The 22,044-nt window shown below is 55.7% G+C and carries 18 protein-coding genes; 14 read left to right on the plus strand and 4 right to left on the minus strand.

The annotated features are described in order from the left end of the window. The first annotated feature begins 62 nt into the window (after positions 1-62). Complete coding sequence (locus tag BR04_RS04375) at positions 63-1,487, plus strand: methyl-accepting chemotaxis protein (protein WP_496354775.1); 1,425 nt, start codon at positions 63-65, stop codon at positions 1,485-1,487. Positions 1,488-1,492: 5 nt separating this feature from the next. On the opposite strand, the gene BR04_RS04380 is transcribed toward BR04_RS04375, so the two are convergent. Together BR04_RS04380 and BR04_RS04385 are read right to left on the minus strand one after the other, a co-directional pair. Then, positions 1,493-2,164 carry a hypothetical protein gene (locus BR04_RS04380; protein WP_496354776.1) on the minus strand — a complete coding sequence of 224 codons (672 nt, stop codon included), beginning with the start codon at positions 2,162-2,164 and terminating at the stop codon, positions 1,493-1,495. A 4-nt stretch (positions 2,165-2,168) separates the two neighbouring features. Further along, entirely contained in the window at positions 2,169-4,160 is a 1,992-nt protein-coding gene (locus tag BR04_RS04385; RefSeq protein ID WP_496354777.1) for a ribonuclease catalytic domain-containing protein, read from the minus strand. A gap of 331 nt (positions 4,161-4,491) precedes the next feature. Here BR04_RS04385 and BR04_RS04390 point away from each other — a divergent pair, with 331 nt between their 5' ends. The 6 genes from BR04_RS04390 to BR04_RS04415 all read left to right on the plus strand — a co-directional run bounded on the left by BR04_RS04390 (position 4,492) and on the right by BR04_RS04415 (position 8,256). Then, a complete protein-coding gene (locus tag BR04_RS04390) occupies positions 4,492-5,271 on the plus strand; it encodes a motility protein A (RefSeq protein ID WP_496354778.1) in 780 nt (259 codons plus the stop codon). Further along, entirely contained in the window at positions 5,271-5,996 is a 726-nt protein-coding gene (locus tag BR04_RS04395; protein ID WP_496354779.1) for an OmpA/MotB family protein, read from the plus strand. Before BR04_RS04390 ends, BR04_RS04395 begins: the two co-directional genes overlap by 1 nt. Continuing rightward, the gene (locus BR04_RS04400) at positions 5,974-6,465 is read left to right on the plus strand and encodes a PilZ domain-containing protein (RefSeq protein ID WP_496354780.1); all 492 of its coding nucleotides are present in this window, start codon (positions 5,974-5,976) and stop codon (positions 6,463-6,465) included. Before BR04_RS04395 ends, BR04_RS04400 begins: the two co-directional genes overlap by 23 nt. A gap of 25 nt (positions 6,466-6,490) precedes the next feature. Next, entirely contained in the window at positions 6,491-6,877 is a 387-nt protein-coding gene (locus BR04_RS04405; protein WP_496354781.1) for a phage holin family protein, read from the plus strand. A gap of 27 nt (positions 6,878-6,904) precedes the next feature. Then, positions 6,905-7,540 (plus strand): HAD family hydrolase, encoded by a 636-nt coding sequence (locus BR04_RS04410; protein ID WP_496354782.1) that lies wholly within the window; start codon positions 6,905-6,907, stop codon positions 7,538-7,540. A gap of 146 nt (positions 7,541-7,686) precedes the next feature. Beyond that, positions 7,687-8,256: a class I SAM-dependent methyltransferase gene (locus BR04_RS04415; RefSeq protein WP_496354783.1), complete on the plus strand. Its 570-nt coding sequence runs from the start codon at positions 7,687-7,689 to the stop codon at positions 8,254-8,256. 30 nt (positions 8,257-8,286) lie between these two features. Here the strand turns inward: BR04_RS04415 and polA are convergent, their stop codons facing one another. Then, positions 8,287-10,977 carry a DNA polymerase I gene (polA, locus tag BR04_RS04420; RefSeq protein WP_496354784.1) on the minus strand — a complete coding sequence of 897 codons (2,691 nt, stop codon included), beginning with the start codon at positions 10,975-10,977 and terminating at the stop codon, positions 8,287-8,289. A 103-nt stretch (positions 10,978-11,080) separates the two neighbouring features. Between polA and BR04_RS04425 the strand changes: the two genes are divergently transcribed. From BR04_RS04425 to BR04_RS04435, 3 genes are all read left to right on the plus strand, one after another. Then, on the plus strand, positions 11,081-11,506 hold the full coding sequence (locus tag BR04_RS04425) for a CoA-binding protein (RefSeq protein WP_496354785.1): 426 nt from the start codon (positions 11,081-11,083) through the stop codon (positions 11,504-11,506). After that, complete coding sequence (locus tag BR04_RS04430; protein WP_496354786.1) at positions 11,487-11,729, plus strand: hypothetical protein; 243 nt, start codon at positions 11,487-11,489, stop codon at positions 11,727-11,729. The genes BR04_RS04425 and BR04_RS04430 overlap by 20 nt, the downstream gene beginning before the upstream one ends. A gap of 116 nt (positions 11,730-11,845) precedes the next feature. Beyond that, positions 11,846-13,906 (plus strand): SUMF1/EgtB/PvdO family nonheme iron enzyme, encoded by a 2,061-nt coding sequence (locus tag BR04_RS04435; RefSeq protein WP_496354787.1) that lies wholly within the window; start codon positions 11,846-11,848, stop codon positions 13,904-13,906. Between the two features lie 104 nt (positions 13,907-14,010). On the opposite strand, the gene BR04_RS04440 is transcribed toward BR04_RS04435, so the two are convergent. Continuing rightward, positions 14,011-15,546, minus strand: a complete 1,536-nt coding sequence (locus tag BR04_RS04440; protein WP_496354788.1) for a hypothetical protein — start codon at positions 15,544-15,546, stop codon at positions 14,011-14,013. A 299-nt stretch (positions 15,547-15,845) separates the two neighbouring features. Between BR04_RS04440 and BR04_RS04445 the strand changes: the two genes are divergently transcribed. From BR04_RS04445 to BR04_RS04460, 4 genes are all read left to right on the plus strand, one after another. Continuing rightward, the gene (locus BR04_RS04445; protein ID WP_496354789.1) at positions 15,846-17,909 is read left to right on the plus strand and encodes an SUMF1/EgtB/PvdO family nonheme iron enzyme; all 2,064 of its coding nucleotides are present in this window, start codon (positions 15,846-15,848) and stop codon (positions 17,907-17,909) included. Positions 17,910-18,266: 357 nt separating this feature from the next. Continuing rightward, positions 18,267-19,982, plus strand: coding sequence for an AAA family ATPase (locus BR04_RS04450; RefSeq protein WP_496354790.1), 1,716 nt, complete (start codon positions 18,267-18,269; stop codon positions 19,980-19,982). Between the two features lie 95 nt (positions 19,983-20,077). Beyond that, on the plus strand, positions 20,078-21,100 hold the full coding sequence (locus BR04_RS04455) for an SPFH domain-containing protein (RefSeq protein WP_496354791.1): 1,023 nt from the start codon (positions 20,078-20,080) through the stop codon (positions 21,098-21,100). Beyond that, positions 21,100-22,038, plus strand: coding sequence for a diacylglycerol kinase catalytic domain-containing protein (locus BR04_RS04460; RefSeq protein ID WP_496354792.1), 939 nt, complete (start codon positions 21,100-21,102; stop codon positions 22,036-22,038). Before BR04_RS04455 ends, BR04_RS04460 begins: the two co-directional genes overlap by 1 nt. Positions 22,039-22,044 lie beyond the last annotated feature (6 nt).

Raw genomic sequence — 22,044 nt, forward strand, 5'->3', positions numbered from 1 at the left:
GCCATTTTCCGGGCAGAGATGAAAAGGATGTATCAGGATGTTCACGGGTAAGGGAGGCGGGTATGCTGCTGAACAGAAGAAGGGTGCAGGTTCGGGGAGAGGATGTCTTTTCCGGTATTGCTGCGGATCTTGGGCAGCCTCTGGATCTTTCACGGCGTTTCATGACGCCCACATCGCCTGCATCCCATGCCTCCGTGTGGCGGATGCTGGATCGTCTTTATGGCCGTTTTGAAAAAGAAATCCACAATGTGGCGGAAGGTGCTTTGCCCCTTTCTTCCCTGGCACCGGAGCTGGCAGCCATTGCGGCCCGTTTCCGGGATACGGGAAAGGAGCAGGAAGGTCTTTCCGCCTGTATGGACAAAGGTGCGGAACGGGCTTTTGAGGCGGGTACGCGGATGGCAGAACTGGCCCGAAGGGCGGCGGAGCATTCCGGCGGTATTGCCGAAAATCTGGATCGTTGTGAGGCACAGGGCCGGATGGCCGGAGAGGGGATGGGACGTATCGGTAAGGAAACCCATCTCCTTTCGGAGCAGGTGCAGACTTTGGCTTCGGATGCGGGGCGCATTGATGCCATTATCGGTAAAATCGCCGCCATTGCCGATGATACGGGGCTGCTTTCCCTGAATGCCAGTATCGAAGCGGCCCGTTCCGGTGCCGTAGGGGCGGGCTTTGGTGTGATTGCCCAGGAAATCAGGCGTCTCTCCGCAGAAGTCGCCGCTGCGGCGGAACATATCCGTATGGAACTTTCCCGTATTCGGGAGCAGGTGGGGCATACCACAGAGGCGGTATCCCGCGTGCGCCACTGTGTGACGGAGGGAGAGGGGGCCATTGCAGGCGTACTGTCCGGCCTGCAGGATGTGGGGACGCGGCACGGCGTTTTTGTGCAGGATATGGAGGTGCTGAAAAAAACGGCGGAGATCCAGGCGGGTGTGATTCAGGACATGCGTGTTTCCGCCCGCAGGGTTGGGGAGGGGATTGTCATGCGCAATGGCGAAAGCGCAAAGATTCTCGAATGCGCGGAACAGATCCGTACCCTGACGGAAACCCAGCTTGTGGCCACGGGCGCCTTTCACCTGAGCTGTCACCGCAGGGCCAGGGAGGCGGTGAGCGCATTGGCCGCATCCGGGGACGTGCTGTCGGATAACCGGATAAGCCGGGAACGCCTGCTTCGGGATTTTGTGGCCGTCACCCCTTATGTCGAACTGGTTTATATGACAGATGCTGAGGGGATACAGACCGTTGTCAACCAGTTCCGGTCGGGGATGGAAGCAGTCTATGCCTCCAGTGGCCTGGGGGCGGACTGGTCGGAGCGTCCCTGGTTCCGGGAGGTGCGGGATCGGGGGGAGGTGTTTGTTTCCGGGATCTATCGTTCCAGGGCTACGGATGCTTTCTGCTGTACCGTATCGGCTCCCATACGGAACCGGGAAGGGCTTTTTTGTGGTGTTCTGGCCGCAGATCTCTGTCTTGGGGATCTTCTCAAGGCCTGAAACCATCAGAAGCGGGCCATGGCGTGTACCTGGGCTGCTGAAAGATCCCCTGAAAGCAGCCCTGCCACAAGGCCCCTGTCTGGCAGCCAGAGGGCTTCGGCCATGCGGCCTTCTTCCCGCAGACGGGCAAGGAGAGAGTGTGCGGATTCCGTGGGAGGAGTGACAAGGCGGATTCTGCCGAAGGTCTCGAGATTTTCAGAGCGGAGCAGGGAGAGATCCGGTGCGGCCATAACCGCCGTTTCCGGAGATGTCTCTTGAAGGAGACGGAAGGCGTCACCGTCACCGGAGCTGATGAGCAGACCTGGGCCGCCCTTTGTTGCAAGGGGGTGGGAGCTGCTGCCTTCCAGGGTGAAAAGGTCGCCATCCATCTGGAGGATGGAGAGGCGGAGGATCTGCTGTTTTTGTATCCAGGGCAGAAGCAGGCCCTGGGGCAGGGGGTATTTTTCTCCCTCTCGCCCTTCTCCCAGCCAGAGGGCCGCATTGCGTTGCATGGGCCGGAAGTTCCATCCCAGAAAGTGTTCCTGGGCAAAGGAAACGGAAAACCCCGCCCTGTACAGCCAGGTGAGGGGTTCTTCTTTGTGCTTTCCCCACATCTGGGCACGGCAGCGGGCGAGAAAGGCGGTGGCCTGGTGCTGCCAGTTTTCCGTGGGGAGAGGGGAGGAGGCGGGGGATTTCATGGTGCTATGCCAGATAGAGGGACAGCTGATCCCGTCTTGCGCTGGCCTGCTGGATGACCACTTCAATCTCGCTTTCAGGTTTAAGCTGTATGCCTGGAGAAACAGGGAGCATCCATTCCAGCATGTAGTCAAGGAGCAGTACCTGGTACTGATTGCGGCGCTCTTCGAGTACCATGGCCCTTTCCCTCTGACCGATGCGGCCTTCGAGGTATTTGAACAGCCAGTAGCGTTTTCTGAAAAACTGTACCCGGCCCACGGCAGCCATGGGTTGCTCCAGGCGGGCAAAAAGAGTCTGGATATCGTCCCTGCTGGCCGCTTTTTCCATACCCAGAATGGCTTTGAGCTGACGCTGGGTGGCCAGATCCCAGTACTTCCGGATGGGGGAGGTGGCTGTGACATAGCAGGGAAAGCCAATTCCTGAATGGGGTTCAGGTACGGGGCTGAGCACCACACGGTTCAGGTGCCTGCGCTGCATGAGGTTCTGGAAAAGGGTTCCCTCATCGCCCCTGTACAGGCGGTTTTTGGGTTCCGGCTGTGAGCGGAAAACCGCAGGCATCTGGTTTTTTTTGAGAAAATCCGCCATCATGGCATTGGCCATGATCATCATTTCCGCCACCAGCATACGGCTGGAGCTTTCCCTGTCAATTTTCGAGATGAGGATATCGCCGTTTTCCTCATCCACACGGACATTGACTTCCGGCAGGGAGATTTGTACGGCACCGGCCATGAGGCGCTGAGAGCGGAAGTTCCTGGCAATGCGATCCAGGTTGGCCAGATCCCGGTCTTCTTCAATCATGCGGTTGGCATCGGAGTAGGTGAGCTGTTCCGCTACCCGGATGATGCTGGGAACGATTTCATAGTCCAGTACCCGTGCATAGTCCGCCACCCGCATAAGGACACTGATGGCGGGTCGCAGTTCACCTCCCCTGAGACTGCACAGGTCTTCGGACATGGCAGGGGGCAGCATGGCAAAACGGCCATCGGGCAGATAGATGGAACTGCCCCGTTCCAGAGCGCAGGCATCCAGAGGGCTGCCCGGTGTGACAAAGTGGGCCACATCAATGATGTGTACCCCCACGGTGTGAAAATCTCCGGCAGGCTCAATGCTGATGGCGTCATCAAAGTCCAGGGTGGAGGGGCCGTCAATGGTCATGAGGCGCTTGCCGGTAAGATCCCTGCGACGGGAATCCGTTGTGAAATCCTCGGCACGGCTTTTCAGTTCCGCCACAGCTTCCAGGGTCTGCCTGTTGAATTCGGTTGCAATCTCAAATTTTTTCAGCAGAAGATTTTCGTTGGTATCCCAGATCCCCATACGGACGAACATGGAGAAGAGTTTTTCTCCGGGATCCCCTCCGATACCGGCAAGGATCTGGCGGATATACTCAATTCCCGGGGTTTCTTCTTCAAAGACAATATAGCTCTGAAGCAGTAAGGAGACAGGCTCCAGGGGGGGGGGGGGGAGCTGAGGCTTGGGCGCATCCAGGGCCGTTTTCAGCCAGGCAATGCCTTCCTCAATGATGCGTTTTCTGCGCTGTATTTCTTCCTGCTGTTTTTTAAGCTGGTTTACCTGTTCCGGACTGTGGGGGAAAAAACGGTTGGTACCGAATTTAAAATACAGACGATCCGTAAACATGGTTCGGATAACAGCAGAAACGGCATCTGTGGGATCTTCGTTGGTAAAGCAGAGAGAGGCGAGGGTATCCACGTCCTGCCAGTCTGCCTCCTCCTGAAGGACTTCCCAGAGTTCGGAAAGATTGATGGCGGCGGCAAGCTGCCTGCGTCGTTCTGCCGTTTCTTTGAGGAAGCGAACCTGATGATCCCTTGGAGTGCTGAGATCCAGTTGTCCTTCGGAAATATGGGAGAGTCGGCTGGCCGACAGATTGACCTCCCGGTTGGTTTCGGTAAGAAGCCGGAGTCTGTCTTTTTTATTTTCCGTGACAACGGCGGTGATAATTTTTTGTTGGTCGATATATTCGACAATTTTCCCAGGTTCCATAAGCGGTCAAATTAGCAGTTCCACCCTTGCAAGTCAATGTGCATGACGCTGAAAAAACTTGAAAAGTTTTCATTGTTTCCCGTGTGTTGGCTATCTTCTTAAAATGATTGGCAGGGGGGTAAAAGTTCTTTTCTTTTCAGTACTTCCCCTGGCACCTGTGTGGTTCGTTTTTCATCCGCCCTGTTTCGTATCGGCTGTCTGTTGACGCAGCTCTTGCGGGCATGATACCGAAACAGGGTCAGGGAATTTTTCAAATTTTTTTTCAAAGTACGGGTCAGCGGTTTTCAGGTTCAGTCCCTCCTTTTTCCATCGTCCCATTGAAGGATTTCCCATGGACTTTGCATCTCTTATTGGCATCATTTCCGGTTTATCCCTCATTATCAGTGCTATTTTTCTGGGGGGGGAAATCCGCAGCTTTGTCAATGTGCCGGGTATGATGATTGTTCTGGGCGGCACCATGGCGGCGACCCTGCTCACCTTTGCCTTTCGGGAGGTTGCCGCCGCTTTCCGTGCGGCGGCCTTTGCCTTTATTCAGGACAGGGTGGATTCCAATACCACGGTGGAAACCATGATACGGATCTGTCATGTGGGCCGTAAAAGGGGCTTGCTGGAGCTGGGGAATCTGGAGACCGACCAGGGATTTCTCAAAAAAGCCTGCGGACTCATTGCCGATGGTTCCGACGAGGAAACCATACGCGCGGCTTTGCGTACGGAGATTGACTCCCTGAAGATGCGGCATTTTATCATTCAGGATGTTTTCAAGAAGATGGGAACCTATGCCCCGGCTTTTGGTATGCTGGGTACCCTCATCGGTCTTGTGCAGATGCTTTCCAGGCTGGCGGATCCCTCGGCCATTGGCCCTGCCATGGCCGTGGCCCTGCTGACCACCTTTTACGGCTCCCTTTTGTCTTCCATGATTTTCCTCCCCATAGCGGGCAAGCTCAAGGCCCGCACCGTATCCGAGGTCATCCAGCTTGAAATCATGCTGGAAGGGGCCATTGCCATCCTGAAGGGCAGCAATCCTGTGATGATTTATGAAAGCCTTTCCTCCTTTATCCCCATGCGGGATCGTATTCCCCTTGAAGACATGGATGTGCGTCAGGTGATATGATGGGAAACCGGGACAGCAAAGACGACTGGGCAGAAAGCGAAGAAGAGGTCGGATGGATCGTCACCTACGCCGATCTCGTCACCCTGCTTCTTGTTTTTTTTGTGCTTTTATATTCCATCTCCAGCCTTAATATGGAGCGGTTCCGTCAGGCCTTTGAGTCCATCCGCATCAGCCTTGGAAGGGACATGACCACTCTGGGCGTGGTGGAGGTTATGGAAGTACCGGAATTGCAGCGTAAGGAACTGACGGTAGAGGAAATTTTCGGTAAGCGTTCCCGTGAAGAAGCCATGGTGGAGGACATCAATGCCTTTATTGCGGAACGGAATGTGGGAGATCACATTACGGTACAGATTTTAAATAACAAGATCATTGTGCGCATTCAGGGTACCATCCTTTTTGAGTCGGGAAGTGAACTGTTCACGGCCCATGCCGCCCCCATTCTGGAACAGATTATTCATATTTTTAAAGCCTATCCGGAGTACAGCATCAATATCCGGGGGCATACGGATGATGTGCCCATTGCCACCCTGCGCTTTCCCTCCAACTGGGAGCTTTCAGCTTTCAGGGCCACAACCGTGCTTAAGTATCTCATTGAAAAGGGGGTATCCCCCTTCCGCCTGACCGCTACAGGCTACGGTTCCATCCTGCCTCTTAAGCCCAACAGCACAGCGGAGAACCGCGCCACGAACAGGAGGGTTGAGTTTGTTCTGGAAAAAAAAGGATAGGAAGGAACGGCAGAAAAGCAGGGACAGACTGTTTTCCTGGCTGGAGCGTATGCTGCGGGACAGACGGCGGAGTTTTCGCTACGCTCCGGAAGCGACCATGGGCATTTTTGTGCGGGTGGACGGGGATTCCGTTCTCTGGCCTGTCCGGGATGTGAGTGCTGGTGGCTGCTGCTTTGAGCATCCCGGCATGAGGCCCGGTGATCTGACGGCGCTGCACCTGATCAGCCATACTCCCTCCCTTCCTCTGGATCTGCTGTTGCGGGCAGAAGTTCTGGGGCGCACGAAGGAGGGGGAGTGCCATTGTGTTTTTCTGAATCTCAGGCCAGACGAGGAGGAAACCCTGCACCGTTTTTCCCTGGCTGCCCAGCGGCATGAGGCCAGACAGAGACGGATGCTGCGGGTTCGGGAACTGTGGATGCCCAGATCCTCCAGAGAGGGGGATTCCGGCAAGCAGGGGCGGGAACGGTGACATTCCGCGGAAAGGACAAAAAACTGTGGAAAATATTGCAATTCGCTGGCTGATTCTGACCCTTTCCATCCTGCTGGCCGCTTTTCTCCTTGACGGCGTCCGGGTGGAGACCTTTGGCAGTGCCATCACGGCAGCGGCCATGCTGGGAATTCTGAATACCTTTATCCGTCCTTTTCTGCTCCTTCTGACCCTGCCCGTGACCCTGGTTTCCCTTGGCCTGTTCGCCTTTGTCATCAATGCTTTTCTGCTTCAGATGACGGCGGCGATGGTGCGGGGCTTTGATGTGTCCGGTTTCTGGACAGCCCTCATCGCTTCTTTGGTCATCTCCCTTGTCAATGTGGCGCTGACGGGCCTGAGGTTTGAAAATGGCCGCATTGCTGTGGATATCCGGTGGCGCGGACCCTGGGACTGAGGAAAAAGGAGGGGGAAGGGGGCAGACATGGATATTAAGGCGCTTTTTTTTGATAACGATGGGGTTCTGGCGGATACGGAACACTGCTATTATGAGGCCAACCGCCGTGTGCTGGAAGCCTGTGGCATCGACATGAGCCTTTCGGAGTATCAGGAGCATTTTTTACGAACCTCCACGGGGATTCATCATTTTTTTCCCGAAGCTTCCGCCGTCTTTCTCGATACTTTTCGCCGGAAAAGAACCCGCCACCATCTGGAGCTTTTGGCCACAGAACCGATTGTGATTCCCGGGGTGGAGGAGGTGCTGGAGCAGCTCCGGCCCCATTTTCGTATGGGGGTGGTCACCAGTTCGGAAGCGGTGCCCTTTGCCCTGATTCATCAGCGCACAGGGCTTTCCCGCTTCTTTGATTTTATTGTCCGGCGTGAGGATGTGCGCTTTTCCAAGCCCCATCCCGAGCCTTACCTGAAGGCCCTGCACCTCGCCGGAGTACCAGGGGAAAACTGTCTGGTCATTGAGGACGCGGAAAGGGGGCTGAAGGCGGCTCTGGCCGCAGGGCTTCGCTGTTGGGTGCTGCCTGGAACCCTGACCCGGTCAGGGGATTTCAGCGGTGCCGACCGTGTGCTGTCTGACATCCGGATGCTTCCCTCCCTTCTGCTTTCCTGATAGCCTGGGCCTCAGATTTTTCTGGCCATTCTTTTTTCTGGTCTTATTATTTTTTGTGTGCCAAACTTTTTTCATGTTTTGTTGGAGTCGGATCTGGCAGACAGAGACCTATCGTCCGTTTTTTTTGCCTGCAACAAGGAGGATCTATGGAAAAAAAGCCCATTGCCGCCGGAAAATCCAGTTTTCCGCTGGTGGATACCCAACGTCTCCGGGATGCCCTGGGGCCCCTTGAAGGTCTTGTCATCCTGGACGCCGCCTGTGGTGCGGGGAATTACACCCTTGCCCTTGCCCGCTGGACAGGACTTCACAGCCGGATCTATGCCGTGGATCTCTGGGAAGAGGGGATTTTTGACTTAAGGCGGCGCATTGAGGATGCAGGGTTTAGCCATATCCAGACCCTGGTGGCGGATCTTTCCCAGGGGACGACCCTGGCGGCGGAGAGCGTGGATCTCTGCCTTGCCGCCACGGTCATCCATGATTTTGTGGAGGATGGAAGTGCGGAGGGGGCTCTCCGGGCCATGGCCCGTACCCTGAAGCCGGGAGGCCGCCTGGCTGTGGTGGAGTTTGAGAAAAAAGCCGGGCCTCCGGGGCCGCCGGAATCCATCCGCCTTTCCCATGAGGCCCTGATCAGCCTTGTGGAGCCCTTTGGCTTTTCCCTTGTGGAAATCCGCTCCCTGGGAGAAGACCTCTATCTGGCCATTTTTGAAAAAGCCTGAAGCCTCCGGTACCGGAAAACTGTCCGGGTTTCAGTGGGCCTCAGACCAGTTGTCCCCGAAGGCCAGATTGACCACAAGGGGTACCCTGAGATCTGCCACATGCTCCATGATATCGCGAACCAGGGCTGCGGCGTCTTCCGCTTCTTCGGGCGGGGTTTCAAAGACCAGTTCGTCATGCACCGTAAGGAGCATACGGGTCTGCATCTTTTTTTCCTTCAGGGCGGCATCCATGCGAACCATGGCCATCTTGAGAAGATCCGCAGCAGACCCCTGTATGGGGGTATTCACGGCAATGCGTTCGGCCATCTGCTTTAAATTGTGGTTGGGGCTGTGGATATCGGGCAGGGGGCGGATACGGCCAAAGAGGGTGGTGGTAAAGCCCTTTTCCCTGGCTTCTTCCACGGTCTTTTCCATGAAGAGCCTGACCCCGCTGTACCGGGCGAAATAGTGCTCGATATAGGTTTTGGCCATCTTCTGGCTGATCCCCAGTTCCCCGGCCAGCCGGAAGGGGCCCATGCCGTAGAGAATACCGAAATTGATGGTTTTGGCCTGACGCCGCAGTTCTTCCGTGATGAATTCGGGAAAAACCTGGAAAACCTCGGCCGCGGTTCTTGTGTGGATATCCTCATTTTTTTCAAAGGAATCCATAAGAATGCGGTCTTCCGCGTAATGGGCCAGAAGGCGCAGCTCAATCTGGGAATAGTCGGCGGCCATCATGCGCCAGCCTTCCTTTGGAATGAAAACCTTTCGGATTTCCCGGCCCTCGGCACTGCGGATGGGAATGTTCTGGAGATTGGGGTTGGAGCTGGAGAGACGTCCTGTGGCCGTGACGCCCTGGTTGAAGCTGGTATGAATACGCCCTGTTTCCGGGTACACGAGATCCTGAAGGGCATCGGCATAGGTGTTTTTCAGTTTGGCAAGGGTTCTGTGACGCAGCACCTTGTCCGGCAGGGGATGCTGGGGAGCCAGGGTTTCCAGTACGGAAACGTCCGTGGAGTAGCCTGTTTTCTTTTTGGTTTTTTTCTGTACGGGAAGTTTCAGCACCTCAAAGAGGATACGGCCCAGCTGCTGGGGAGAGTGGATGTTGAAGGTCTCCCCAGCCATGGCATGGATGTCCTGGGTGAGGTCGGCCAGTTCTTTTTCCATGGCAAGGGAAAGGGTTTTCAGTTTTTCCCTGTCCACCCGTATCCCCGTGTTTTCCATGCGCATGAGAACGGGAACCAGGGGCATTTCCAGGGTTTCGAAGAGGGGAAGCAGCCCTTTTTCTTCCAGTTCCGGAGCCAGTTTTCGCCAGAGCGCCAGGGTGATGTCCGCGTCCTCGCAGGCATAGGGAACGGCCCGCTCAAGGGGAGCGTGCTGAAAGCCAAGGCCTTTTTTGCCCACAGCCTCCTCATAGGAAAGGTTCTGATGTCCCAGAAGATCCAGTGCCAGTACATCGAGGCTGTGGCTGCTGCGGGTGGGATCGATGAGGTAGCTGGCCACCAGGGTATCCCGGAGCGGCTCCTTCAGGGTAAAGCCGTGGCGGGACAGAATTGTCCAGTCGTATTTCAGGTTCTGGGCCACTTTGGTGATGGCGGGATCGGAAAAAAGGGGGTGAAGATGCTGGCGCACAAGGGGAAGGGGGAGCATCTCCGGAAAGTCCTCCGACTCATGGGCCAGGGGAATGTAAACCCCCTGATCTTCCCGCCAGCTTAAGGAAATTCCCACCAGCCCCGCTCCCAGAACATCCAGCCCCGTGGTTTCCGTGTCAAAGGCCATAATTCCCGATTGCCGGATGGCAAGCACGCAGTCCTCCAGTTCCTGTTCGGAAAAAACGGGGCGGTAGTCCTTTTCTTTTTTCGGGCCTGTTTCCGGGAAAGCTGTGGCTTTTGCGCTGAAACTTTCCTGAAGCTGACGAAAATCCAGTTCCCGGAAGAGGGACACCAGAGTGGCGTCGTCGGCGGGCATTTTTCGCCAGACCTGGGGATCAAAGGACAGGGGCGCCTTGCGGGAGATGGTGGCCAGTTCCCGGCTGAGAAAGGCCTTTTCCCTGTTTTCCCTCAGATTCTCCACCACCTTTTTCTTGCCCATGGACGGCAGGGCGGCGTAGAGGGTTTCCAGGCTGCCGTATTCCTGGATCAGGCTGGTGGCGGTTTTGGGGCCAATGCCCGGTACGCCGGGGATGTTGTCCGAGCTGTCCCCCGTCAGGGCCATCATGTCCACAATCCCTTCGGAGCCAAAGCCGAACCGTTCCTTCAGTGCGGCAAGATCCGTCCAGAGATCCTTCATGGGATCAAAGATGCGGGTTTTTTCGTCCAGAAGCTGGAGGAAATCCTTGTCTCCGGTCACCAGCACCACCTCAAAGCCCGCCGCCCTTGCCTGAAAGGTCAGGGTACCGGCAAGATCGTCCGCCTCCCATCCGTCAAGGGAGAGAATTTTCAGCCCCAGGGCCTCACTGACGGCATGGATGCGGGGAATCTGGCAGACGAGATCTTCGGGCATGGGGGGGCGGTTGGCCTTGTATTCCGGGTAGCGTTCATGGCGGAAGGTCGGGCCTCTGGCATCAAAGAGGACACCGGCATATTCGGGCTGACAGCTTTCCAGGAGCCTGATCAGGGTTCGGGTGAAACCGAAGGTGGCGTTGGTGGGTTCGCCTTTGCTGTTGGAAAGGTTGCGGATGGCATGGTAACTTCGATAGATATAGGCGGAACCGTCGATGAGGTAGAGCGTGGGAGCTGTCATGGGCTGTTTCCTTGAAAAGGTTGCGCTGATCCACCGGGTACGGCGTATGTGTGGAGCAAGCTGTACCATGGGCTTTTCTAAAGGACAAGCAAAGGAGGCCGGAATGGAAGAAGGTCGTATACTGACAGAAGATGAAGATATCCGTGAGGTGCTGACGCATTGCAAGACCATTGCCGTACTGGGGATGAGCCCGAAACCGGAACGGGATTCCCACAGGGTGGGGCGGTATCTGCTGGCAGCAGGCTATACCGTGATTCCCGTGAATCCCGGAGGCGGGGAGATTCTGGGGCAGGCTGTCGTGGAAAATACGGAAGCCCTGGCAGCGGGCACGGTGGATATTCTGGATGTGTTCCGCAGATCCGAAGATGTGGAAGCCCATGTGGAGGACGCCCTGCGTCTGAAGCCCAGGGTGTTCTGGATGCAGCTCGGTGTTGAAAATGAAAGGGCTGCCCGGAGGCTCACGGAAGCGGGGATGGATGTGATCGTGGACAAATGTATCAAGGTGGAACATGCAAGACTGTGCCGGTGAAAAGGAAGAAAAAAGGGGAACGGGATACAGGGAGCGGCGAAAAAAAGCCCGGACGGAACCCTGTCACTGGTGCCGCCAGACGGCGCCCTTTGTCTGGCAGTGCCGCTGTGGCCTGCGCATCTGTCAGGCCTGTATGGATGAAAATTTCTGGGGACTTTCCTGCAATGGCATCACCTGGGTCTGCCCGGACTGCGGGGAGCAGAACGGGTTCGGCAATCAGTAGATGCAGGGCTTTTTTCCATCAGACCGTCGCCATGGGCGAAGGGCTGCGGCTCCGCAAGATTTTCACTCGTCATGAAGAAAGCCCGGAAGGTCCGTCCGTTAAAAAAAGGAGCATCCATGGGAATCATGTCGCGCAGCGATGTCATGAAGATCTTTTTCTGTCTTGTCTGTGCTGGGGTTCTGGGGGGGATGGCCCTCGCCTCAGCGGACAGCCGGGGGTTCTGGGCCGTGAAGGACAGAAGCGGCCAGACCCTTTCCCTGTACAAAGAGAGCCATGCCCTGCTTATTGGCAGTTCCCGGTATACGGCGGGCTGGCCCAGCCTGCACACCATACCTGCTGAGGTGGAAGAAATCCGGAAGGTTCTGGAAGCACGGGGCTTTCAGGTAAAGGTGGTGATGAACCCCGATGGTGCAGGGCTTGAAAATGCCTTTAAGGATTTTATCCGTGACTATGGCTATGAGCCGGAAAACCGTTTGCTTTTCTTTTTTGCGGGCCATGGACATACGCGAAGGGAAGGGCAGGTGGGATATCTGGTTCCTGTGGATGCCCCCGATCCCCGTAAGGAAGAGCGTCAGTTCCTGAGAAAAGCCCTTCCCATGACCCAGGTTATGGCCTGGGCCAGACAGATAGAAGCCAAGCATGCCCTTTTTGTCTTTGATTCCTGTTTTTCCGGAACCATATTCGGCAGCCGGGATCTTCCCTCCGTTCCGCCGGATATTTCCGCATCCACGGTAAAACCCGTGCGCCAGTTCATTACAGCAGGGGATGCGGATGAGCCGGTGCCTTCGGAAAGTGTTTTTGTCCCTTCTTTTATCCGCGCCCTGGAAGGGGAGGCGGATCTGGATAAGGATGGCTATGTGACGGGAACGGAGCTGGGCATGTACCTGAGAAAGCAGGTACAGCACTACCGCACGGGCCAGACGCCTCAGTATGGCAAGATCCGTGACCCGAAACTGGATCAGGGAGATTTTGTGTTTCACATGGCTGCCTCCGCTCCGCCTCTGCCCCGTCCTGTCCCTTCCCCGCCCCGCCTCTGGGTGGAGGGCAATGTGGCAGGAGCCGGGGTGCTTCTTGATGACCGGGCTGTGGGTGTCTTGCCCCTGGAAGATGTGGCGATCCCTGAGGGAAGGCACCGCCTGCGTGTGGAAATGGCGGGCTATACGGCCCATGAGCGGGAAATTCAGGCGGTTTCCGGTCGCATGCTGAGTGTCTATGTCCGTCTTGTGCCCTTACAGCCTTCAGAGGCGAGGCTCTGGGTGTATCCCGAGCCTTCGGATGCGCGGGTGCGGATACTGAACATTTCTCCTGTGTTTTTTCAGGGCATGGCTCTGGCACCGGGCCGTTACCATGTGGAGGTAACGGCTTCGGGGCATGAGACCTGGAAGGAGTGGCTGGATCTGGCTTCCGGGGAAGACCGGAATCTTTCCGTCCGGCTTGCGGCCCTTCCTCTGTCCGGAGATAAAATTACCAACTCTCTGGGGATGACCTTTGTTCGCATTCCTGCCGGGGAGTTCTGGATGGGGTCTCCGTCAGATGAGCCGGGGCGGGATGAGGATGAAAAGCGTCACCGTGTCAGGATTTCCAAAGCGTTTTATATGATGACCACAGAAGTGACCCAGGGGCAGTGGGAAAGGGTGATGGGCAGCACCCCTTCCTCTTTCAAAAACTGCGGCAGGGATTGCCCTGTGGAGAAGGTGTCCTGGAATGAGGTTCAGGAATTCATTCAAAAACTCAATGTTCTGGATACAACGATTGCGGTGCGCCTGCCTACGGAGGCGGAGTGGGAGTATGCGGCCCGTGCGGGGACGGATACCCCCTTTGCCTTTGGAAGCTGCCTTTCCACAGATGAGGCCAATTATAACGGCAATTCTCCCTTCTCCGGGTGCCCCAGGGGCAGTTACCGACAAAGCCTGATAAAGGTGGCCTCCTTTAAACCCAACGCCTGGGGGCTTTACGACATGCATGGCAATGTGAGGGAGTGGGTTCAGGACGTGTACAGAAAAGAGTATGAGACCTTGCCTGGAGTGGATCCCCTATATGCAGGAAGCAGCGGCAGCCGCGTCAATCGGGGGGGCGGCTGGTACAGCTACGCCAGGAACTGCCGTTCGGCCATTCGCCTCAGGAACGGGGCGGATGATCGATACGGCGGCCTGGGGTTCCGCCTTGCAGCATTGTAACCTTTTGGCCTTTTAATGTTTTTTTTCAGATCTTCATCCCGCCCCAGTTTCCCCGGTACTCCGTAAAGAACGGGGGCGGTCTGGCCTCCTGTCAGGCCTCCCCGCTACCGGGCCATGGTGGTGATGACAATGCGTTTTTCCGCCCTTTCCACGGTCTGGGCGGTTTTTTTCTTCATGCCCCGCGTACTGGCCACCGCATCCTTCACATCCAGAAGATAGGCATACCCATCCTTCTCCCGGATCTTCAGAGGTTCAAAGGCCTGGGTCTGGGCGTTCACCTGAAGGGTTTCCACCCCAAAAGGGGCGGAGCAGATAAATTCGTCGGGAATTTCCACATTCCGGTTCACGAGATCGGCAGGAATAAAATAATTGTCGAGGAGCAGGACACTCTCCCCTGTGGCCAGATGATAGGTGGCGCGGATATGGCACTCCCGGTTGGCCCGCACATAGATTTTCATGGTTTCCCCTTCCGTGAAAAGGAGACTGGCATCCCCCTTGCTGATCCAGGCCTCCAGATGCAGGTTTCCCCGCACGATGGCATCGCGGTTCAGGAGGCCCTGAAGGGCGGCAGCCTTTTCCAGATCCGGCGGCAGGGGGCTGAGTTTCCGGCTCTCAAGCCAGGCTTTGGGCACAAAGGCTTCGGATGCGGCAAGGATCTGTCCTGAGGGGCTTTTCAGGCGGCTGACAATCTTGATGTCCGAACCTTCCTCCCAGAAACTGCCCTCCAGCAGAGAGACTTTGGATGCCGTCCCGGCATCGGCCAGCACCTTCCAGGAAGAGGCCGTCAGGAGACGGCTTTGCAGCAGGGGCAGAAAGGTACGGGACAGGGGACTGGGAATCCCCGAATCCTGCCAGGTGAAGTGGAGGATGCGTACAGGGGTTTCGGGCCGGGGCTTTTGTCCGGCAAGGGCCTGGGTGAGAAAGAAGCTGGCATCTTCAAGGCTGTGGCCCTTTCCCTGCTGGAGGGTGCGGAGCAGGGTTTCCGACCGGGTACGCAGGCGGAGGCTGCGTTCAGACCGGGCTTCTCTGGCCGCATCCTCTTTGGGTTTCAGGGCCAGCAGTATCCCCTGGGCCTGGGAAACCTGGGACAGGAGAAGCAGGGCTTCCTGCACCCCGGTCATGGCTGCGGGAAGATCAGTTTTTAAGGCTTCCTGAACCCGCTGGAGCAGGGTTTCCGCTTCCTGAAGCTTACGGTTCACCTGATTTTCATAATAGGCCTGCACCCCATCCCGTCTGGCCCAGGCCAGGGCGTAAGCCGTGCGGGTTTTCGGGTCGTAGGCCCTTTCCATTTGCAGGCCCACAATGTCCATGGCAGAGCCGGACCAGTAGGTGTTGCGGAAACGGGAGGAAAAATCTTCTCCCTGTCTTTCCATCTCGTTTTCCACCTCAGAGCGGATGCTGATCTGTACGGATTCCGCAAGCTGGGCGCGGGCAAGGTCTGAGACCCGCTCCAGAATTTTTTCTGCGGCATCGTTCTCCCGGTTCACCTCCGAGGCAAAGCCTGTGAGAAAGGTGGCAGCGGGATAGAGCTGTTCCCGAACCCCGTCGCGGCTCCAGTCCGGCGTCTGGGCCAGGGCAGAGGGCAGAAAGAAACAGGCAAAGAGGAACAAAAGGGCAGGAAGGTATTTTTTCGGCTGCATGGAGATCCTTTCCGTCTGGGAGGCTGGATGGGGCATTCGCGGGATATGGTTGCTGTTTTTTTACGCACCATAGCAGGAAGATTTTTTGATGGGAAGGAGAAGGCGGAACCGCTCATGGGGCCGTGGCTTTTTCCGGTGATTCCGGGGGAAAATACGGATGACAGGGGCGGCGGATTGGTATACCTTTGGGCTTTTTCCATCAGACCGTCGGTACCGGGCGAAAGGCTGCGGCTTTGCAACATTTTCGCTGGTCATTGAAGAAAGTTTTGAAGATCCGTCCGTTAAAAGAGGGAGCATCCATGGCGATCATGTCGCGCACCTATGTCATGAAGATCCTTTTCTGTCTTGTCTGTGTGGGGATGCTGGGGGGAGTGGCCCTGGCCTCAACGGACAGCCGGGGGTTTAAGGCTGTGAAGGACAGAAGCGGCCAGACCCTTTCCCTGTACAAGGAGAGCCATGCCCTGCTCATCGGCAGTTCCCGGTATACGGCGGGCTGGCCCAGCCTGCACACCATCCCCCGTGAGCTGGAGGATATCCGGAAGGTTCTGGAAGCACGGGGCTTTCAGGTAAAGGTGGTGATGAACCCCGATGGTGCAGGGCTTGAAAATGCCTTTAAGGATTTTATCCGTGACTATGGCTATGAGCCGGAAAACCGTTTGCTTTTCTTTTTTGCGGGCCATGGCCATACCCGGAAGGGCGGAGAGGCGGGTTATCTGGTGCCTGTGGATGCCCCCGATCCCCGCAGGGAAGAACGGCAGTTTCTGAGAAAAGCCCTGCCCATGACCCGGATCATGGCCTGGGCCCGTGAGATCGAGGCCAAGCATGCCCTTTTTGTCTTTGATTCCTGTTTTTCCGGAACCATTTTCGGCAGCCGGGATCTTCCCCCCGTCCCGCCGGATATTTCCGCATCCACGGTAAGACCCGTGCGTCAGTTCATCAGCGCCGGGGATGCGGATGAGCCGGTGCCTTCGGAAAGTGTTTTTGTTCCTTCCTTTATCCGCGCCCTGGAAGGGGAGGCGGATCTGGATAAGGATGGCTATGTGACGGGAACGGAGCTGGGGATGTATCTGAGAAAGCAGGTGCAGCATTACCGAACGGGCCAGACGCCTCAGTACGGCAAGATCCGTGACCCGAAACTGGATCAGGGGGATTTTGTGTTTCATATGGCTGCCTCCGCTCCATCGCCACCGCCCCGTCCCGTCTCTTCCCCGCCCCGCCTTAAGGTGGAGGGCAATGTGACGGGAGCCGGGGTCTTTCTCGATGGCCGGGCTGTGGGCGTTTTGCCCCTGGAAGATGTGACGCTCCCTGAGGGAAGGCACCGCCTGCGTGTGGAAATGGCGGGCTATGCGGCCCATGAGCAGGAAATCCAGGCGGTTTCCGGCCGTATGGTGAGCGTCTATGCCCGCCTTGTTGCCTCACAGCCTTCAGGGGCAAGGCTCTGGGTGCATCCCGAGCCTTTGGATGCGCGGGTGCGGATACTGAACATTTCCCCTGTGTTTTCCCAGGGCATGGGACTGGAGCCGGGCCGCTACCATGTGGAGGTAGCAGCTTCGGGGCATGAGACATGGCAGGAGTGGGTGGATCTGGCTTCCGGGGAAGACCGGAATCTTTCCGTGCGGCTTGCGGCCCTGTCTTCGTCCAGGGATAAACTTACCAACTCTCTGGGGATGACCTTTGTACGCATTCCTGCCGGGGAGTTCTGGATGGGGTCTCCGTCAGATGAGCCGGGGCGGGATGAGGATGAAAAGCGTCACCAGGTTAAGATTTCCAAAGCGTTTTACATGATGAGCACAGAAGTGACCCAAGGGCAGTGGGAAAGGGTGATGGGAAAGAATCCTTCCAATTTTAAAAACTGCGGTAAAGACTGCCCTGTGGAGAGTGTTTCCTGGAATGAGGTTCAGGAATTTATAAAAAAACTGAATGCTATGGATAAAGCCATAACAGTACGCCTGCCCACGGAAGCCGAATGGGAGTATGCGGCCCGTGCGGGAACAGATACGCCCTTTGCCTTTGGAACCTGCCTTTCCACGAGTGATGCCAATTATGACGGGAATTATCCCTTATCCGGATGCCCCAAGGGCAGTTACCGAAAAACCCCCGTCAAGGTGGCTTCTTTTAAACCCAATGCCTGGGGGCTGTATGATATGCACGGCAATGTGTGGGAGTGGGTTCAGGATGTGTATAAGAGTGATTATGAGGCCTTGCCCGGAATGGATCCCGTATATGCGGCAAGCAGCGACCGCCGCGTCGATCGGGGCGGTGGCTGGGGTAATTACGCCATGGATTGCCGTTCGGGCAGTCGATTCAGGCGCGGGGCGGATTATCGCAACGACTACCTGGGGTTGCGTCTCGCAGGATTTTAACCTTTTGTCCTTTTTCTTTTTTGATTACCACCCTTCTTCAGCTATCGTTCCCATGCTCCAGCGTGGGAACGCAATACCGGGCGCTCCTGCGCCCAGGGCCAGTATCCTCGGCAATCCTTTCTCTGGGAAATGGGTATCGTCGAAGCGCCGGGAAGATCCGTACCAAAAGATGGAACGTATCCGGTTTTTGGATGCCGCACAGGTTTTTGGGTCATGACAGTGTTCCTTTGGTTCAAGACGCTGGAGCGTGGGAACGATAGGGATGATAGGAGCATGGAAGCGATAGCTGAAGCAAAGTGGTAATCAAAAGAAAAGAGGAAAAGGTGTCTGGCCCCTTGAGGGAGAATGGAGTGAAAAATGACCCGAAAAATCCCCTATGCCGTGGCAAGCTATGAAAAAATTGTTCATGAAAACTACCATTTTGTGGACAAGACCCGTTTTATCCATGAGCTGGAAAGATACGAGGTTCCGGTTTTTCTCAGGCCCCGGCGTTTCGGGAAAAGCCTCTGGTGCTCCATTCTGGAATGCTATTACGATATTCAGCGTAAAGATCAGTTTGCCATCCTGTTCGGGCATACGGACATTGGCCGTACTCCTTCTCCCCTTAAAAACAGCCACCTGGTACTGCGTTTTGATTTTTCCAAGGTCAGGGCCAGTGACAGCCTGGAGGAAATCGAAGCCTCCTTTGATCTGGTCTGTCGCATGGCGTTTTCAAAGTTTGCCACAAAATATGCCGATTATGGGAAGTTCTCTGATCTCTTCACCCCCCGATCCGCATCCGAAACCCTGGAAGTTCTTTTCAGCAGGGTTCTGATGACAACACTTCCCCCTGTGCACATCCTCATTGATGAATACGACAACTTCACCAACCAGCTCCTCACCACCCGTCAGGACAGACTGTACAATGCCCTAACCACGGGGGATTCCTTCCTGCGTTCCTTTTACAAGGTCATCAAGGCCGGTGTGGGGGAAGGCTCTGTGGCGCGGGTTTTTATCACCGGCGTGCTGCCCGTAACCATGGATGATCTCACCAGCGGCTTTAATATCGGGCAGGTCATTACCCTCAAGGAGCATGTTCTGGAGATGCTGGGGTTTACGCAAGCTGAGGTGGAAGCCTATGTGGATGCCATTTTTAAGGAAGAGGCTTTCCCTGAAAGTCTTAAAGCCCGTGTGCTGGAAGATCTGAAAACCCACTACAATGGCTACCGTCTTCTGCCCGATGCCGAAAACCCCCTTTACAATTCCACCATCTGCAATTTTTACCTCAATGATCTTGTGCTGGGGAAGGGGAAAATTCCCGTTGAAACCATGGACGACAACCTGCGGGTCAGTGTAGATTGGCTGCGGCGGCTGGCAGGGGGCGATCATCCTGCACGGGAGCTTCTGGAACACCTCATGCTGGAAGGTACTCTGAGGGCAGACCTTACCCTGCTGAGGAGCCGGTTCAGCATGAACCGCTTCTTTTCTCCGGAATTTCTGCCCATCAGCCTTTATTATCTCGGCATGGTGACCTTTAAGGGGGAGTTCCGGGTGGGCTTTCCCAACCTGAGCACCAAGCGGATATTTGCGGAATACTTCAACGAGCTTGAAAAAATTGATGTTTCCAGCGGATACGCCGAAATTTTCGAGGCTTTTCTCGAAAAGGGCGACATGGCCGAACTCTTTGCCGGATACTGGAAAACCTATGTGGGCCAGATTCCGGCCCAGGCCTTTGATAAAGCCAACGAGAACTTTTTCCGCACCACCTTTTTTGAGCTGTGCGCCCGTTTCCTTGCCCGTCACCTTTTCATTGCCATTGAGGTGAACCGTCCTTCGGGCCGCAGCGATTTTGAAGCCATGGGCAGGCCGGGAAGCCGCTTTGAGGGAAAAGCCCATGTGCTGGAATTTAAGCACCTTTCCCGCCAGAAAGCAGCGGAGCTGGACTTTGAAAAGATGGAAGATCCAAGGCCAGAAGACGTGGAACAGGTGGGCCGCTATGCCCGTGATCTTAAAGCCCAGTGGCCGGAACTTACGGTATCCTCCCATGTGGTGTATACGGTGGCAGGGGCGGGGTTCCGGTTTTTCAGTCTGTAGATCAGATCCAGGGGGCAGGTTTTCAGCGAGCGATCCCCTACCCGTGCGCTTTGCGTCTGCCTGCAGAAAACTGAAACAACAGAAAAGGAGGAAACGTGTTCGGAATACGTTTTATTAAGGTTGAACCAACGGATTTTGTTCTTCAGTTTAAGCGCGGTGAGGTCGTTCGCGAAGGTGCCGGGCTTTCCTTTTTCTGCTTTTCTCCGACAACCTCTCTTGTCCGTATTCCCATCGGCAGTGTTGATGTGCCTTTCATTTTTGATGAAGTCACTGCCGACTTCCAGGAAGTAACGGTGCAAGGGCAGCTGACCTACAGGATTGCGGATCCTAAAAAGCTTTCGCAGCTCATGAACTTCACGCTGGCATCCAACGGAAAGGACTACGCCTCTGATGATCCGAAGAAGCTTCCTTTGAGACTCATCAACCACGCACAGGTTCTGACACGGGCATCAATGAAGTCGCTTCAGCTCCGTAAAGCGCTGGGACAATCCGATGATCTCGTGGCTTCCCTCCGGCAAGGACTCCAGTCCGCTGAAGCCATTGCCTCTTTAGGCATTGAGATTCTTGGTCTTTCCATTCTTGCCATCAAACCCACTCCTGAGACTGCGCGGGCACTTGAAGCGGAGGCACGGGAGCAGATCCTTCGCGAAGCGGATGAGGCCCTTTATTCCCGCCGTAATGCGGCCGTGGAACAAGAGCGGGGTATTAAGGAAAACGAACTCAACACGGAAATTGCCGTTGAGAACAAGAAGCGGCAGATCAAAGAAGCGCAGATGGATGCGGAGAAGTCCGTCCAGCAGAAGAAACGCGAGATCAGAGAGGCGGAGATGGAGGCCAGGATTGCGATAGAGGAGAAGAACAAGCAGCTTGTTGCGCTGACTGTGGCCAACGCCCGCGAGGAAGCAGACTCAAAGGCATATGCCATTGCCGCTGTGATGAAAACGCTATCCGGTACGGATCCGAAAACGCTTCAGGCATTGGCCAGTGTCGGCATGGAGCCAGGACAGCTCGTTGCTCTTGCTTTCAGGGAACTCGCGGAAAGTGCCGAAAAAATCGGTCAGCTGAATGTGTCACCTGATCTACTGCGTGAACTGCTTCATCGGGACAGTGCCAGGTGATGGACAGACGGACAGAAAACAAGATCGTTGTAATCGTCAGGCGTACACGTTTAGATGAGCTGACTGCCCGGTTTAACACCGAGGATCAGGCGCGGTTCTACGTCGAGCATCTGGGGGCGGACTTCTCCGATTATCAGAGGGAGGATCAGGTCTACAAACAAGCCGTCCGGGATGCGGAGAACATTCTTTCCCATCATGGTCGCGTCCAGGTTGTGGATCGTGCATTTATCCCAAACTTTATCTTTGGGCCAATGGATACCGTAGTTGCCATTGGGCAGGATGGTCTGGTGGCAAATGTCCTTAAGTACCTTGACGGTCAGCTGCTCATTGGTGTCAATCCGGATGTCCGGAGATGGGAGGGCGTGCTGTTGCCATTCACGCTGGCCGATCTGAACCGTGTCATGCCTGAGGTGTTTGCGAGGAAGAGGCCTGTAGCCGATGTGACGATGGCGGAAGCAAGACTGAACAATGGCCAGAGTCTGTCGGCTGTAAATGATTTGTTTATTGGGCCACGTAGCCATGCGTCAGCCCGGTACTCGATTCGGATTGGTGAGAAGATGGAACAGCACTCATCAAGCGGGGTCATTGTGTCAACAGGCCTTGGATCAACCGGCTGGTTGCGAAGTATCCTGGCCGGAGCAACGGGAGTTGTTTCAGGCCTTTTGGAACGACCCGTGAAGATTAACAATGGAATACCCGTTGAATGGGATGCGGACTATCTTTATTTCTCAGTGCGTGAACCCTGGCCAAGCAAGACATCCGGAGCCGAGATCATTTTCGGTAAAATAACCCAACATCAGCCTCTCATTCTTGAATCCCATATGTCGGAGAAGGGCGTGATTTTCAGCGATGGAATAGAATCGGATTTTTTGGAGTTCAATTCAGGCACAGAAGCAACCATTACGATTGCGAGAAAAAAAGGCCATCTGGTGGTTTGAAAATAC

Source organism: Desulfobotulus sapovorans DSM 2055, assembly GCF_059569355.1.

What these genes read in the sequence shown, in the direction of transcription:
- BR04_RS04375 (WP_496354775.1), top strand. Translation starts at nt 63, where the DNA reads ATGCTGCTGAACAGAAGAAGGGTGCAGGTTCGGGGAGAGGATGTCTTT.
- BR04_RS04380 (WP_496354776.1), bottom strand. Translation starts at nt 2,164, where the DNA reads ATGAAATCCCCCGCCTCCTCCCCTCTCCCCACGGAAAACTGGCAGCAC.
- BR04_RS04385 (WP_496354777.1), bottom strand. Translation starts at nt 4,160, where the DNA reads ATGGAACCTGGGAAAATTGTCGAATATATCGACCAACAAAAAATTATC.
- BR04_RS04390 (WP_496354778.1), top strand. Translation starts at nt 4,492, where the DNA reads ATGGACTTTGCATCTCTTATTGGCATCATTTCCGGTTTATCCCTCATT.
- BR04_RS04395 (WP_496354779.1), top strand. Translation starts at nt 5,271, where the DNA reads ATGGGAAACCGGGACAGCAAAGACGACTGGGCAGAAAGCGAAGAAGAG.
- BR04_RS04410 (WP_496354782.1), top strand. Translation starts at nt 6,905, where the DNA reads ATGGATATTAAGGCGCTTTTTTTTGATAACGATGGGGTTCTGGCGGAT.
- BR04_RS04415 (WP_496354783.1), top strand. Translation starts at nt 7,687, where the DNA reads ATGGAAAAAAAGCCCATTGCCGCCGGAAAATCCAGTTTTCCGCTGGTG.
- polA (WP_496354784.1), bottom strand. Translation starts at nt 10,977, where the DNA reads ATGACAGCTCCCACGCTCTACCTCATCGACGGTTCCGCCTATATCTAT.
- BR04_RS04425 (WP_496354785.1), top strand. Translation starts at nt 11,081, where the DNA reads ATGGAAGAAGGTCGTATACTGACAGAAGATGAAGATATCCGTGAGGTG.
- BR04_RS04430 (WP_496354786.1), top strand. Translation starts at nt 11,487, where the DNA reads ATGCAAGACTGTGCCGGTGAAAAGGAAGAAAAAAGGGGAACGGGATAC.
- BR04_RS04435 (WP_496354787.1), top strand. Translation starts at nt 11,846, where the DNA reads ATGGGAATCATGTCGCGCAGCGATGTCATGAAGATCTTTTTCTGTCTT.
- BR04_RS04440 (WP_496354788.1), bottom strand. Translation starts at nt 15,546, where the DNA reads ATGCAGCCGAAAAAATACCTTCCTGCCCTTTTGTTCCTCTTTGCCTGT.
- BR04_RS04445 (WP_496354789.1), top strand. Translation starts at nt 15,846, where the DNA reads ATGGCGATCATGTCGCGCACCTATGTCATGAAGATCCTTTTCTGTCTT.
- BR04_RS04450 (WP_496354790.1), top strand. Translation starts at nt 18,267, where the DNA reads ATGACCCGAAAAATCCCCTATGCCGTGGCAAGCTATGAAAAAATTGTT.
- BR04_RS04460 (WP_496354792.1), top strand. Translation starts at nt 21,100, where the DNA reads ATGGACAGACGGACAGAAAACAAGATCGTTGTAATCGTCAGGCGTACA.